Origin of the sequence: Enterococcus sp. E4-223, from assembly GCF_035727065.1 — a bacterium.
GTDB lineage: Bacteria > Bacillota > Bacilli > Lactobacillales > Enterococcaceae > Enterococcus_B > Enterococcus_B faecium.
Genome location: NZ_JAPMLH010000009.1, coordinates 14,644 through 28,471 on the forward strand (window position 1 = coordinate 14,644; position 13,828 = coordinate 28,471).

Consider the following 13,828-nt stretch of genomic DNA (forward strand, 5'->3'; position numbering starts at 1 on the left):
TCGAAAAATAAGCCGAAATTTCACAAAAACTTGAAAAGTAATTTTCGTAAATTCCTTCTTATTTCTTGAAGTTGCCTACTTCTGTCACAACCTCTTGTTATAAACGGTGTTCCACCTGCTGCTTCTCGGTAATAAGCCCAAAGAATTAAAAAACATGGAAAGCTGTTTTCTATTCTTCGTTCTTATTACTCAAAGCAAGACACAGGTGTCACAACCTCTTGTTTTTATGCTAAAATTGGGTGAGTTAATCTGGAAAAAGGAGAACAAAAATGAGCCTTAAAGAATTTGCTGAAAAAAGTCTGCTCAAACCTTGGGATGTTTTTATTATTTTGCTTTTGACTGTTCTTTCTTTTTTACCAGTCATGATTTTTGGTCTTCAGCAAAACACCGCAACAGCAGAAAAAGAAGCGGTACTGCGTGTGGATGGCACAGAAATCAAAACATTCCCTTTGATGGCTGGAGAAGAGAGCTACACATATACTTACAAAGATGAACAAGGAGATTATAACTTGATCGAGATAGATGGCGATCGAGTACGGATAAAAGAAGCAGATTGCGATGACCAGATCTGCGTACGTCGAGGATGGGCAACGAAAAATGGCGAAACCATTGTTTGTTTACCACATAAATTAGTGATCGAGGTCCGATCAACGGATGGGGGTGACGAAGACAGTCTGATTTATTAGACCTTCACACACCATGAGTAAATTACAAAAAATGATTTATATTTCGCTACTTGTTGCACAAGGAGTGATCATTGGTTTATTGGAAAATATGATCCCTTATCCTTTTTCTTTTGCGCCTGGTGCAAAACTAGGCTTAGCCAATCTAATCACGATCGTTGCCATTTTTACCATGAAAAAACGAGACAGCTTCTTACTACTTTGGCTACGACTATTCCTGACTACTTTGCTAGGCGGAACGATTTCCACATTCCTTTATAGTATGAGTGGTGCTTTGCTTAGTTATTTTGGAATGTTATTGGTCAAGCAATTAGGACCAAAACGTGTCAGTATCATCGGAATTAGTGCGGCCGGCGGTTTCATGCATAATGTCGGACAGCTTTTGATGGCTTCTTTCATTGCACAATCATGGATAGTCATGTTGTACTTGCCAGTCCTTTCAGTTTTAGGGATTTTATCAGGGATTGCAATCGGGATCGCAGCGAATTATCTTTTACGACATGTGCAGACACTTCAACGATTCCAAAAAGATTATGAGCAGGGAACCAAACAAAAATGGAGCCCAATGTTTACCAAAAAATAATCGTCACACAAGGAGTTTTTTTATGAAGCTACATCCAATGTGGGAAAACTATCCTGCTTTAAGTAAAGAATTGACAGAAACACTAAAACGGATGGAAGAAACTGTCCGCCTGAAAAACAAACCTGTCGAACAAGCAATCAAAGAAACGATCCATGCCGGCGGAAAGCTGTTGCGTCCTGCCTATCAGCTATTGTTCTCACAATTTGGACCAGAGCAAGATCGAGAAAAAGCCATCGCTTTGGCAGCTTCTATCGAAATGCTCCATACGGCCACACTGATCCATGATGATATCGTTGATGAAGCGGATCTGCGACGTGGTCAGCCTAATATCCGTAGTCAGTTTGGTAATGTCGTTTCTGTCTATGCAGGAGACTATTTATTTGTCTGCTGTTTTAAACTATTGTCTGATTACTCCACTTCCTTGAAAAGTCTCCAATTGAATTCTCGCAGTATGGAAAAAGTATTGAATGGCGAATTAGGGCAGATGGATGATCGCTATAATTATGAACTTTCTGTAAAAGAATATTTGGAAAATATTTCAGGTAAGACAGCTGAACTGTTCCAATTAAGTTGTTCTGTTGGCGCTTTTGAAAGTGGAACAAGCGAGCGCTTCGCAAAAAAAGCAGGAGATATCGGACTTTCTATCGGGATGGCCTTTCAGATTATCGATGATATTTTAGATTATACAAAAGAGAGCCAGGAAATCGGCAAACCTGTACTAGAAGACATGCGTCAAGGGGTCTATTCTTTACCGTTGATCTACTCTTTGCAAAAAAACAAACCAAAGCTACTACCTTATTTAGAGAAGAAAGCGGCAATGACAGAAGAAGATGTCGACGCCGTACGCAAAATCGTTGAACATACAGGAGGCGTGGAAGAAGCTAGGAAGTTAGCGGCCTCTTACACAGAAAAGGCTTTGAAGGAAATAAAGAAATTACCTGCCACCTCTCTTCGAACAAAAGAGAATCTCTTTTCCCTTACCCAACTGATTTTGGATCGCAAAGACTGAATAGGGAAAGGTTCGATACGTAAATAAATTTCTCAGAAGGAAATCTACGTGTTTTTTGACAAATTGAATTGTAGTTCTTGTATTTATGATAAAAAGCAAAAATAAAGAGCAACGTCCGTTAGCGACGTTGCTCTTTTTTATCTTGAATATTTTTTTACCTTTTCGATTTCTTATAACTCATAAAAGTGATTCTTAAACCGATTACAAGTAATATAACGCCTGCGAGTGTTATCCAATTATTCGATTGACTTCCAGTTTTAGGAAGTGCTCTTTTTGATTTGTTTCCATTGTCATTGCTTGTTTTATTAGTTAAGTTAAAGTTCGTCCTGTTATCCGAACTTGTTTTTGAGAAGGAGACACTTGCATGACGTGTATCGCTTGTGGTAGATGACGTGTCTGTACTATCGCTTGAAGTTGATGAATCTGAGCTATCACTTGTGGTAGAGATTGTATCTGTACTATCGCTTGAAGCTGACGTGTCCGTGCTATCACTTGTAGTGGTAGTTGAATCTGAGCTGTCGCTTGTGGTTTTAGTACCTGTACTGTCGCTTGAAGTTGATGAATCTGAGCTATCACTTGTGGTAGAGGTAGTATCTGTACTATCGCTTGAAGTTGATGAATCTGAGCTATCACTTGTGGTAGAGGTAGTATCTGTACTATCGCTTGAAGTTGATGAATCTGAGCTATCACTTGTGGTAGAGGTAGTATCTGTACTGTCGCTTGAAGCTGACGTGTCCGTGCTATCACTTGTGGTAGAGGTAGTATCTGTACTATCGCTTGAAGTTGATGAATCTGAGCTATCACTTGTGGTAGAGGTAGTATCTGTACTGTCGCTTGAAGCTGACGTGTCCGTGCTATCACTTGTAGTAGTAGTTGAATCTGAGCTGTCGCTTGAAGCTGACGTGTCCGTGCTATCACTTGTAGTGGTAGTTGAATCTGAGCTGTCGCTTGAAGCTGACGTGTCCGTGCTGTCACTTGTGGTAGAGGTAGTATCTGTACTGTCACTTGAAGCTGACGTGTCCGTGCTATCACTTGTGGTAGAGGTAGTATCTGTACTGTCGCTTGAAGCTGACGTGTCCGTGCTATCACTTGTGGTAGAGGTAGTATCTGTACTATCGCTTGAAGCTGACGTGTCCGTGCTATCACTTGTGGTAGATGTATCTGTACTGTCGCTTGTGTCTGTCGTATCTGTACCATTGTCGCTGATAAATATTTCGTTAGGATCCCAACGATTGGTAGCTGCATCTAAAATCACATTTGTCCCTATAATCGTTCCGTCTTGGTTTTGAGTAATGCGGATAGTAGCATTAGGCGCAAGGATTGTTCCTTGAAAAGGAGCACTGATTGTCAAATCAGTCATCTCATTTCCAAAATTCCAAGAGATATTCGCATCCGAAAAATCTTCTGTTTCATGATTTGAACGATCATTGTATTTGATTGGTGACTGTACGTTCAATGCAGAAGAACTGTTGATGACATTAAATACAACTACTTGATCATTTGGATTGATGACTTGAAGTGGCGTATTCATCGTTAACACTTCTGCATCGATATTTACCAATAAAAACCCGGTATCTGATAAACCAGTTAAATCGATTGTCCGATTGTTCATGTCTGGAAAATCTGCAGCAGTATATGTTTTAGCTGGAGTGATGGTTGCAAGATCATTTGCTGCTACATTCAATTTAGCAAATTCCTGCTCGAAATCAATATATTCATGCCCAGCACGATCTTTATAAAAATCATCTGGAGTTAAGTGATCAAGCCTGGATCCATTGACTGTAGGATGACCATCTTGAAGTGCTACATCCACGTTACTGCCAACGACAAATTTATTCATTCTTGTGCTACCTGTAGGTATGCCTGAAGAATTAGCGAAAGAATCAGTTTTTTGTATATAATTTATTTCTTGGTTCAATAAACCTTCATGAAGCTCTGTACCAAAATTATTTTTTGCATCAAGTTCATGTGTTGCTATATTTCCGTCTGTATGTGCATTCACAGTTGTCTTATTTTTAGCAAATACGTGGAATTGACTAGCAATTCCTAACAAGCCATAGTTACCGGTTAGATCATTATAAATATTCCCAGGGTCTTTAGGAATGTATGTTTCCGCTGAAACGGCCACACCATACGAAAAGATATTGAACAACAAAGCAACTAGGACTAGTAAACTTGCCCTTTTTTTCATTTTTCCCCCTTCCTTTCCTTTCAAACATTTTCCTATTATACTCTTTTTCTCCTAGTCTTAAACTGTTCGTTTGAAAAATCATTGTTTATTTATAGAATATTAATGAAACGTTCATATTGTTGCTTCTTGTTCAATTGATAGTTCGACACTATCTTTTTCTTTCAATCTCCAAACTATTGATGATGGTGACTGTTAAAGTGTAAAAAATAAGGGTGTGTAGTAACATATAAGTAGGTATCCTAGAATTAGGAAAAAGTAAGTAGGATAAATAAAAAGGAGGAAAATAAATGGATTATTTAGATATGCTATGCGAGAGTGTGGATCGGGCATACGATCGGTTTGAACGTTTGTTTGAAGGCGTCTCTATTGAGGAGGCCAATCGTTTTCCAGTGGAAGATAGAGCACCGCAGATCAAATCAATGACTTGGCTGGCTTGGCATACCGCTCGGGAATTAGATTTCCAGATTGCTGATTTAGCAGGAACCTCTCCAATTTGGCATAGTCAAGACTGGGAAAGCCGGTTTCCGATGACGATAGCAGATAACGAACAAGATTGGAAGCACAGTCTGGAACAAGCAAAGCAGATCCAAGCTAATCAAATAGAAGATCTGCTAGGATACTTGCGAGGAGCTGCTGATTTTGCTATTTCTTACTTAAGAAGGCTGGCACCTTCCGAGTTAGATGAAGTAATTGACGAGAACTGGACACCACCAGTCACCCGAGGAATGCGTCTCGTTTCTATTATTGATGATGCTGCTATGCACTCTGGTCAGATGATCTATGCGAGACGTTTGTTGGGATTAAGAGATTAAGGCACTAGCTAAAAAAGAACTTACGGCAAAATAAGTCGCAAGTTCTTTTTTGTTTTTATCGTTACCCATGGTCTATCTATAAGATCGAAAAAGGAAGCGGCCTGCTATCTCTTTTGATCGTGTAAACTAATGACTCTCTTGTTTTTTGCATTGATTCATTTAAAGAAAGTGTACCATGCTTTATAGATATTTTTAGAACACCTTTTTCTAGAGGATAGAGAAACTGTCAGCTGATAGAATAAGGAGAGTCTTTTGAAGAGAATTCAGAAAAAAGGACACTGTATGAGATCAGGTATCCTTTTGTGAAATCTGATATTATTGCGTACGGATAGATGTGAGACTGATTTCGCCAGAAGACAAACTCATCTCCTGTTCATTTGTTTGGACGATCAGTTCGCCATGATGACCGATTTCTTTTGCAAGACCGACATAAGTCGTTCCTTTTTGATTGAACGACACGGTTTTTCCCAATACGAATGATTTTTCTTTATAGAAGTCCAACGCTTTTTCTGGGTGAGAAAGATAAGTGAACAATTCTTGCCAGATTTTGCTGATTAGCTGATTCCTTGTGACACTAGCTTGTCCGTCGGGAAAGACAGAGGTGGCTTTTTCTTGGAGATCAGCTGGAAAATGATTTTGAGGAACAGAAAAATTAAGCCCGATCCCAATGATGATATGACTGATCCTGCCGCTTTCCATATCACTGACTGCTTCAGATAAAATCCCACAGACTTTTTTTCCATCCATGTAGATATCATTGACCCATTTGATCGAAGCAGAACGACCGGTTACAGATTCAATGGCTTTCACACAGGCACTGGCTGCGATGATCGTATATTGAGGCAATTCATCAAACCGTTTGTCTGGATGGAGCAAGAGACTCATGTAGATTCCTCGTCCAGGTTCAGCGAAAAAAGGCCGTCCAAAACGTCCACGAGCTTGTTCTTGTGTATCAGCAACAAATAACTTCGAAACAGAATCTCCTTGAGCTGCTGCCAGTTTGGCATCTTTCATCGTAGATTCAGAAGTCAATATCGTTTGTACTTTCAAATCAGGAATAAACGACCGTAGCTCTTGCTGGATTTCTTTTGCATCTAGTACGTCAGAGGGCAGGTAACGATATCCTGTAGGCCCGTGCTCAAAACGATAGCCTGCCTTTTCCAATTCTTTGATGGCTTTCCAAATACTTGTCCGGGAAACTTCCAGTTGCTGTGCCAACTTTTCTCCGGAAAGAAAATCTGGTGTCTTTTTCAATAATTGAAGTACCTTGTCTTTCGTTGTCATGGCATCAAGCTCCTTTCCCATCCATTCTATCAGGAAGAAGGAGAGAACAAAATAGTTTTCGAAGAAACAACGGTTGATACATAAAGCAAAAACGAAAGAAGGAAAGAGAAAAAAGAAGAGGGTGGGCGTTCATTTTTTGTCCCAGCCTCTTTCTGATTATGAAGATAAAAGTACTTGATCGTCTTTTAATGCCGTGCCGCTGTTTTGTTTGAACAACGCTAATAATTGGGGCACTGTGAGCTGCTGTTTTTCCTCTTGCTGGATATCTACGACGATCCTTCCTTGATGTAGCATGATCAGTCGATTCCCATAGCGGATCGCGTCTTCCATGTCATGAGTGACCATAAAAGCAGTGAGATTCTGCTCAGTGATCAGCTTTTCTGTCAATTCCATCACCGTTTTGGAAGTAGCAGGGTCAAGCGCTGCAGTGTGTTCATCTAATAAAATCAGTTCTGGACGCTGTAATGTGGTCATCAACAGCGTAATAGCTTGACGTTGTCCTCCAGACAGCAAACCGATTTCTGAGGATAAACGATTTTCCAAACCCAAATTTAGCCGAGCCAGCTGGTCTTTGAAAAATGTTCGGTCTTGTGGTTTGACACCACGGAAGAAGCCGCGTTTTTTTCCTCGTTTCATAGCAAGAGCGAGGTTTTCTTCTACCGTTAAACGAACGGCTGTCCCTAGTTTAGGATCTTGGAATACGCGACTGATGGATTTCGAACGTTCGACAACAGATTTTTTCGTGATATTTTTTCCATTCAATAAAATTTGTCCCTGATCGACAGAAAATGTACCGGCGATGCTGTTCAGCAAAGTAGATTTACCAGCCCCATTTCCACCGATGATCGTCACGAAGTCGCCGGGATCTAAGGAAAGATTAATGCCTTTCAGGACATGATTTTCGTTGATCGTTCCTTTTTCAAAGGTATGATGGAGATTTTCCAATGTTAAGACGTCATTCATTTGACACTACCGCCTTTCTTTTTTTGAGGTAAATGGAATTTTTGCTGGATCTGCGGGAAAGAAAGACAGATCACTAGCACGAAAGCAGAAGCAAGTTTCGAATCACTTGGTTCAACATTCAGTTCGAAGACTAACGCTAAAATAAAACGGTAAATGACCGCACCTAAAACGACAGTCAAGAGACGGAGAAATAGTGGTTGGTTACGTAACAAAACTTCTGCGATGATAATAGAAGCAAGTCCAATTACGATCGTTCCAATACCAGAATTCAAATCAGCAAAGCCGTTGTTTTGCGCAAGCAAGGAGCCAGAAAGAGCAATGCATCCATTAGAAATCATATAACCGATGATCTTCATATTATCTGTGTTGATCCCGTTTGCTTCGCTCATTGCCAGATTATCGCCAGTTGCACGAATAGCAAGTCCTGTTTCTGTACGTAAGAACAAAACAAGTAAACATACAACGATCAAAGCAAAAAGCAGACCGACGATCAGTACAGCGTTGTCTTTTGTTATGCCGAATGACTCGACCCAATGAAAGATCGTTGGCTGACCCAATAAAGAGATGTTCGGCGCACCCATCACACGGGATGTGACAGAATATAAACCAGTCATGGTGATGATCCCTGCAAGAAGGGCGGGAATTTTCAATTTTGTGTGAAGCAGTCCGGAAACAAGCCCTGCTGCCGCACCCCCTAAAAAGCCTAGAAGACAAGCTGTCAATGGATGATAGCCATTTGTAATACTTACTGCCGCGATCCCTGCACCTAAAGGAAAGCTTCCTTCAGCAGTCAAGTCGGCAATGTCCAAGATACGGAAAGTGACGTATACACCAATCGCAAGTAGGGCCCATAAGACCCCTTGCGATGCAGATGATAAGAAAAGAGAGAGCAAATTTGTCATGAGAATCCTCCTGTGTTTTATTCAGCTTCTTTGATGCTGTCTGGATTGATGCCTAATGCTTTGGCCATGTCTTTATTGACATACAGTTCCAAATCATTCGCTGTTTCGACAGGAAGTTCACTTGGCTTCTTGCCGTCTAAGATTTTTGCTGCCATGATCCCTGTTTGTTTGCCCAAGCTTTCGTAGTCGATTCCTACTGTTGCTAGACCGCCGTCTTTGACTTGATCAACTGCGCCAGCAACGACAGGTGTTTTTGTTTCTTTTGCGACTTCACCGACAACACTTGCCGCACTTGCGAACGTGTTATCAGTAGGAATATAGATTCCATCTACATCTTTAGCTAGACTTTTCGTCACTTGTTGGACATCATTTGTGGAATTTGCTGTCAGTACTTTGACTTTGACGCCCGCTTTTTTCAATTCTTTTTCTGCCAAATCAGCTTGGATCTTAGAGTTTGCTTCACCGTTGTTATACATGATGCCGATTGTTTTGGCGTCTGGCACGATATTTAACAGTAAGCCGATTTGTTTTTCGATTGGCACCATATCTGTCGTGCCAGTCACATTGCCGCCAGGTTTTTCATTGGATGTGACTAAATGGGCTTGTTCCAAGTCTGTGACCGCTGTGACAGTCATCGGGATAGTGGTTGTTTCATTTAATAAAGATTGTGCTGCTGGAGTGGCGATTCCAAGTAGCAAATCAGGATCTTCTTTGACGAGTTTCTCACTCATACTTTTCAGGTTGTCTTGATTGTTTTGGGCATTTTGATAATCGATTGTTAGATTATCGCCTTCTTTATACCCTTCTTCTGCTAATCCTTCTTTGAATCCTTTATAGGCAGCATCTAACGAGTTATGTTGTACAAGTTGCAATACGCCAATTGTTTTTTGTCCATCTGATGCCTCTGCGGAATTGTCTTTTTGTGCGCAACCTCCTAAAGCTAGTAGCAGGGCAGCGCCTAATCCGATGATTATATTTTTTTTCATTTCTTTTTCCTCCTTAATTTTGGGAAACAAAAAATCCATTCAGACAAAATGTCCAAATGGATTGAAAAGTCGGAAAATAAATTGAAAAAGTAGAATGCTTGATACTTTTACTTTGTATTTTCACTGCTCAGCCACTTAGCATTTTGTCTACGTGGCTTTTTGCTGCAATACAAAGTTCTTTAGCCATCATAGATACAAACTGTCGTTTAACGTTTGTATCCATCATGATGAATACAAACCTATCTAAAGTAGCTAAAGTAGCTAAAGTAAAAGTTATTCAGTTGTGTTGGTGCGATTTGGTTGATGTTGGTTCGCATAGAAGTTCCTCCACAAAATGAATTTTCTAAAGTATAACCGAGATAAAAAGGTCTGTCAATTAAGAATTGTCAGATAATTGAAAACATAAAATTGAAAACATTAAGAAAATATTGCGAAAAAGCAGAAGAAACGCCAGGAAGTGTTGACTTTTATAGAAAATAAGTGTAGTATATGAAGTTGCAAAAACTATCTGATGAAGAAAAGGCAGAAACGAAATATTGTCCGTTTCGGCTTTAATATAAGGAAACAAAAGTAGAAGCTCACGAAGTAAGGTTTCAAGAGAATGTTCTATTTTTGGTTTTTTTTTGCCTAAAAGCCGCAAAAAATGTCTATTGTTACCTAAAAATAATATTTGAAATATTATTGTAACAATTGATCGGGTAGTCTTTTTGAATGACATTTTAGAGGGGTGAAGAGCTTGGCTGGACACGTAGTAAAATACGGAAAACATCGCGAACGTAGAAGTTTCGCAAGAATCAGTGAAGTGTTGGAATTACCAAATTTGATCGAAATTCAAACAGACTCTTACCAATGGTTCTTAGATGAGGGACTTAGAGAAATGTTTGAAGACATTTTGCCAATCGATGACTTCAATGGCAATCTATCTTTGGAATTTGTAGATTATGAATTGAAAGAACCAAAGTATACAGTAGCAGAAGCTCGTGCGCATGATGCAAACTACTCTGCACCATTACATGTAACATTGCGTTTGACAAACCGCGAGACTGGCGAAATCAAAGCACAAGAAGTATTCTTCGGTGATTTCCCATTAATGACAGAACAAGGAACATTCATCATCAACGGGGCAGAGCGAGTAATCGTTTCTCAGTTAGTCCGTTCACCAGGTGTCTATTTCCATGGAAAAGTCGACAAAAACGGAAAAGAAGGATTCGGTTCTACTGTTATCCCTAACCGTGGAGCTTGGCTAGAAATGGAAACTGATGCAAAAGACATCTCTTATGTACGTATCGACCGTACACGTAAGATTCCTTTAACCGTATTAGTTCGTGCGTTAGGATTTGGTTCCGATGATACGATCTTTGAAATCTTCGGCGACAGCGAAACATTACGCAATACAGTCGAAAAAGACTTGCATAAAAACGCAAGCGACTCAAGAACAGAAGAAGGTTTGAAAGACGTTTACGAACGTTTGCGTCCAGGCGAACCAAAAACAGCAGACAGCTCACGTAACTTGCTGAATGCTCGTTTCTTCGATCCAAAACGTTACGACTTAGCAAACGTTGGTCGTTACAAAGTAAACAAAAAATTAGATTTGAAAACACGTCTATTGAATCTGACATTAGCTGAAACATTAGTTGATCCTGAAACAGGCGAGATCATCGTTGAAAAAGGAACAGTCTTGACTCACCAAGTCATGGAAACATTAGCTCCTTTCATTGATAACGGTCTAAATTCAGTGACTTACTATCCATCAGAAGATGGTGTGGTCACAGATCCAATGACTGTCCAAGTCATCAAAGTATTTTCACCAAGAGATCCTGAACGTGAAGTGAACGTGATCGGAAACGGCTATCCAGAAGCAGCTGTAAAAACGGTTCGTCCAGCCGACATCATTGCTTCAATGAGCTATTTCTTGAACTTGATGGAAGGTATCGGCAATGTCGATGATATCGACCACTTAGGAAATCGTCGTATCCGTTCAGTTGGTGAACTTTTACAAAACCAATTCCGTATCGGGCTAGCACGTATGGAACGTGTGGTTCGTGAAAGAATGTCGATCCAAGATCCTGAAACATTGACACCTCAACAATTGATCAATATCCGTCCAGTTGTGGCAAGTATCAAAGAATTCTTTGGTTCTTCTCAGTTGTCACAGTTCATGGATCAAACAAACCCTCTTGGCGAATTGACACACAAACGTCGTCTTTCAGCCTTAGGACCTGGCGGATTGACTCGTGACCGTGCCGGTTATGAAGTTCGTGACGTTCACTACTCCCACTATGGCCGTATGTGTCCGATCGAAACTCCTGAAGGCCCAAACATCGGGTTGATCAATAGTTTGTCCAGTTATGCGAAAGTAAATAAATTCGGATTTATCGAAACACCTTATCGTCGTGTAGACCGCGAAACAGGTCGTGTTACTGACCAAATCGACTACTTGACAGCAGACATCGAAGACCATTACATCGTAGCCCAAGCAAACAGCCCATTGAATGAAGATGGAACATTTGCTCAAGACGTTGTTATGGCTCGTGCTCAAAGTGAAAACTTAGAAGTATCTATTGATAAAGTAGACTACATGGACGTATCACCTAAACAAGTAGTTGCCGTTGCGACAGCATGTATTCCTTTCTTGGAAAACGATGACTCCAACCGTGCCTTGATGGGTGCCAACATGCAGCGTCAAGCAGTGCCGTTGATCAATCCTCAAGCACCATGGGTTGGTACTGGTATGGAATACAAATCAGCGCATGACTCAGGAGCTGCTTTGTTATGTAAACATGATGGTGTCGTTGAATACGTTGATGCTTCTGAAATCCGCGTACGCCGCGACAACGGTGCATTAGATAAATACGATGTAACGAAATTCCGTCGTTCAAACTCCGGAACAAGCTACAACCAACGTCCAATCGTTCATTTAGGTGAAAAAGTCGAAAAAGGGGATACTCTGGCAGACGGACCATCTATGGAACAAGGCGAAATGGCTCTAGGCCAAAACGTTTTAGTTGGTTTCATGACTTGGGAAGGGTACAACTATGAAGATGCGATCATCATGAGCCGTCGTTTGGTAAAAGATGACGTATACACTTCTATCCATATTGAAGAATATGAATCAGAAGCCCGCGATACAAAATTAGGACCTGAAGAAATCACACGCGAAATCCCTAATGTCGGGGAAGACGCATTGAAAGATTTAGACGAAATGGGCATCATCCGTATTGGTGCAGAAGTCCAAGATGGCGATTTGCTTGTAGGGAAAGTCACGCCAAAAGGGGTAACAGAATTATCTGCAGAAGAACGTCTATTGCATGCGATCTTTGGCGAAAAAGCTCGTGAAGTCCGCGATACATCATTACGTGTACCGCATGGCGGCGGCGGGATCGTTCACGATGTGAAAATCTTTACTCGTGAAGCTGGAGATGAATTGTCACCAGGCGTAAACATGTTAGTTCGTGTTTATATCGTTCAAAAACGTAAAATCCATGAAGGGGATAAAATGGCCGGTCGTCACGGAAATAAAGGGGTTGTATCCCGTATTATGCCGGAAGAAGATATGCCATTCTTACCTGATGGAACACCAATCGATATCATGCTGAATCCTTTAGGGGTGCCATCACGTATGAACATCGGACAAGTATTGGAATTACACTTGGGTATGGCTGCACGTCAGTTAGGTATCCACGTAGCAACGCCAGTATTTGATGGTGCAAGTGATGAAGACGTATGGGAAACAGTTCGTGAAGCCGGTATGGCCAGCGATGCGAAAACTGTTCTGTACGACGGACGTACAGGTGAACCATTTGATGGACGTGTGTCTGTCGGTGTGATGTACATGATCAAACTTGCTCACATGGTCGATGACAAATTGCATGCACGTTCAATCGGACCTTACTCATTGGTTACACAACAACCATTGGGAGGTAAAGCTCAATTTGGTGGACAACGTTTTGGTGAAATGGAAGTATGGGCACTGGAAGCTTACGGTGCGGCTTATACTTTACAAGAAATCTTGACATACAAATCAGATGACGTAGTCGGACGTGTGAAAACATACGAAGCAATCGTCAAGGGTGAACCAATTCCAAAACCAGGTGTACCGGAATCATTCCGCGTATTGGTGAAAGAATTGCAATCACTAGGTCTGGACATGCGTGTCTTGGATATCGAAGAAACAGAGATCGAACTTCGCGACATGGACGATGAAGACGACGATTTGATCACTGTTGATGCTTTGACAAAATTTGCCGAACAGCAAACTGCCAAAGAATTAGAAAAGAAAGCTGCTGAACAAGTGGAAGATGAAAAAGACGATGTCATCCAAAACTTTGAAACCGCAGAAGATAATTTAGACTAATCCGGTCTATGAGCTGCAAGGCGGTCGAAGATCAGCCGTCTTGCGGTTTGCCATTAAATGA

Annotated in this window: 10 protein-coding genes; 5 read left to right on the forward strand and 5 right to left on the reverse strand. The window is 40.9% G+C overall.

Features of this window, described 5'->3' with window-relative positions:
• Positions 1 to 269: 269 nt before the first annotated feature.
• Genes OS139_RS11850 through OS139_RS11860 form a run of 3 tightly spaced genes read left to right on the forward strand, consistent with a single transcriptional unit; the run spans position 270 to position 2,275 of the window.
• Positions 270 to 686, forward strand: coding sequence for a NusG domain II-containing protein (locus tag OS139_RS11850; RefSeq protein WP_002332225.1), 417 nt, complete (start codon positions 270 to 272; stop codon positions 684 to 686).
• 13 nt (positions 687 to 699) lie between these two features.
• Positions 700 to 1,266: a Gx transporter family protein gene (locus tag OS139_RS11855; protein WP_002332226.1), complete on the forward strand. Its 567-nt coding sequence runs from the start codon at positions 700 to 702 to the stop codon at positions 1,264 to 1,266.
• A 22-nt stretch (positions 1,267 to 1,288) separates the two neighbouring features.
• Complete coding sequence (locus OS139_RS11860) at positions 1,289 to 2,275, forward strand: polyprenyl synthetase family protein (RefSeq protein ID WP_002332227.1); 987 nt, start codon at positions 1,289 to 1,291, stop codon at positions 2,273 to 2,275.
• 154 nt (positions 2,276 to 2,429) lie between these two features.
• Here the strand turns inward: OS139_RS11860 and scm are convergent, their stop codons facing one another.
• Complete coding sequence (scm, locus tag OS139_RS11865; protein WP_325066943.1) at positions 2,430 to 4,466, reverse strand: collagen-binding MSCRAMM adhesin Scm; 2,037 nt, start codon at positions 4,464 to 4,466, stop codon at positions 2,430 to 2,432.
• Between the two features lie 287 nt (positions 4,467 to 4,753).
• Here scm and OS139_RS11870 point away from each other — a divergent pair, with 287 nt between their 5' ends.
• Complete coding sequence (locus OS139_RS11870; RefSeq protein WP_002332230.1) at positions 4,754 to 5,278, forward strand: DinB family protein; 525 nt, start codon at positions 4,754 to 4,756, stop codon at positions 5,276 to 5,278.
• Positions 5,279 to 5,593: 315 nt separating this feature from the next.
• Here OS139_RS11870 and OS139_RS11875 read toward each other — a convergent pair whose 3' ends face one another.
• The 4 genes from OS139_RS11875 to OS139_RS11890 all read right to left on the reverse strand — a co-directional run bounded on the left by OS139_RS11875 (position 5,594) and on the right by OS139_RS11890 (position 9,413).
• Complete coding sequence (locus tag OS139_RS11875; protein ID WP_002332231.1) at positions 5,594 to 6,562, reverse strand: biotin--[acetyl-CoA-carboxylase] ligase; 969 nt, start codon at positions 6,560 to 6,562, stop codon at positions 5,594 to 5,596.
• Positions 6,563 to 6,718: 156 nt separating this feature from the next.
• Positions 6,719 to 7,525 (reverse strand): ABC transporter ATP-binding protein, encoded by an 807-nt coding sequence (locus OS139_RS11880; protein WP_002332232.1) that lies wholly within the window; start codon positions 7,523 to 7,525, stop codon positions 6,719 to 6,721.
• A complete protein-coding gene (locus tag OS139_RS11885) occupies positions 7,522 to 8,427 on the reverse strand; it encodes an ABC transporter permease (protein ID WP_002289390.1) in 906 nt (301 codons plus the stop codon). Before OS139_RS11885 ends, OS139_RS11880 begins: the two co-directional genes overlap by 4 nt.
• Positions 8,428 to 8,444: 17 nt before the next feature.
• Complete coding sequence (locus OS139_RS11890) at positions 8,445 to 9,413, reverse strand: ABC transporter substrate-binding protein (protein WP_002322823.1); 969 nt, start codon at positions 9,411 to 9,413, stop codon at positions 8,445 to 8,447.
• A 736-nt stretch (positions 9,414 to 10,149) separates the two neighbouring features.
• Between OS139_RS11890 and rpoB the strand changes: the two genes are divergently transcribed.
• Positions 10,150 to 13,767, forward strand: coding sequence for a DNA-directed RNA polymerase subunit beta (rpoB, locus tag OS139_RS11895; RefSeq protein WP_325066944.1), 3,618 nt, complete (start codon positions 10,150 to 10,152; stop codon positions 13,765 to 13,767).
• Positions 13,768 to 13,828: the final 61 nt, after the last annotated feature.

Bases quoted from the DNA above. Each gene is read 5' to 3' on its own strand.
- OS139_RS11850 (WP_002332225.1), top strand. From the start codon at position 270: ATGAGCCTTAAAGAATTTGCTGAAAAAAGTCTGCTCAAACCTTGGGAT.
- OS139_RS11855 (WP_002332226.1), top strand. From the start codon at position 700: ATGAGTAAATTACAAAAAATGATTTATATTTCGCTACTTGTTGCACAA.
- OS139_RS11860 (WP_002332227.1), top strand. From the start codon at position 1,289: ATGAAGCTACATCCAATGTGGGAAAACTATCCTGCTTTAAGTAAAGAA.
- scm (WP_325066943.1), bottom strand. From the start codon at position 4,466: ATGAAAAAAAGGGCAAGTTTACTAGTCCTAGTTGCTTTGTTGTTCAAT.
- OS139_RS11870 (WP_002332230.1), top strand. From the start codon at position 4,754: ATGGATTATTTAGATATGCTATGCGAGAGTGTGGATCGGGCATACGAT.
- OS139_RS11875 (WP_002332231.1), bottom strand. From the start codon at position 6,562: ATGACAACGAAAGACAAGGTACTTCAATTATTGAAAAAGACACCAGAT.
- OS139_RS11880 (WP_002332232.1), bottom strand. From the start codon at position 7,525: ATGAATGACGTCTTAACATTGGAAAATCTCCATCATACCTTTGAAAAA.
- OS139_RS11885 (WP_002289390.1), bottom strand. From the start codon at position 8,427: ATGACAAATTTGCTCTCTCTTTTCTTATCATCTGCATCGCAAGGGGTC.
- OS139_RS11890 (WP_002322823.1), bottom strand. From the start codon at position 9,413: ATGAAAAAAAATATAATCATCGGATTAGGCGCTGCCCTGCTACTAGCT.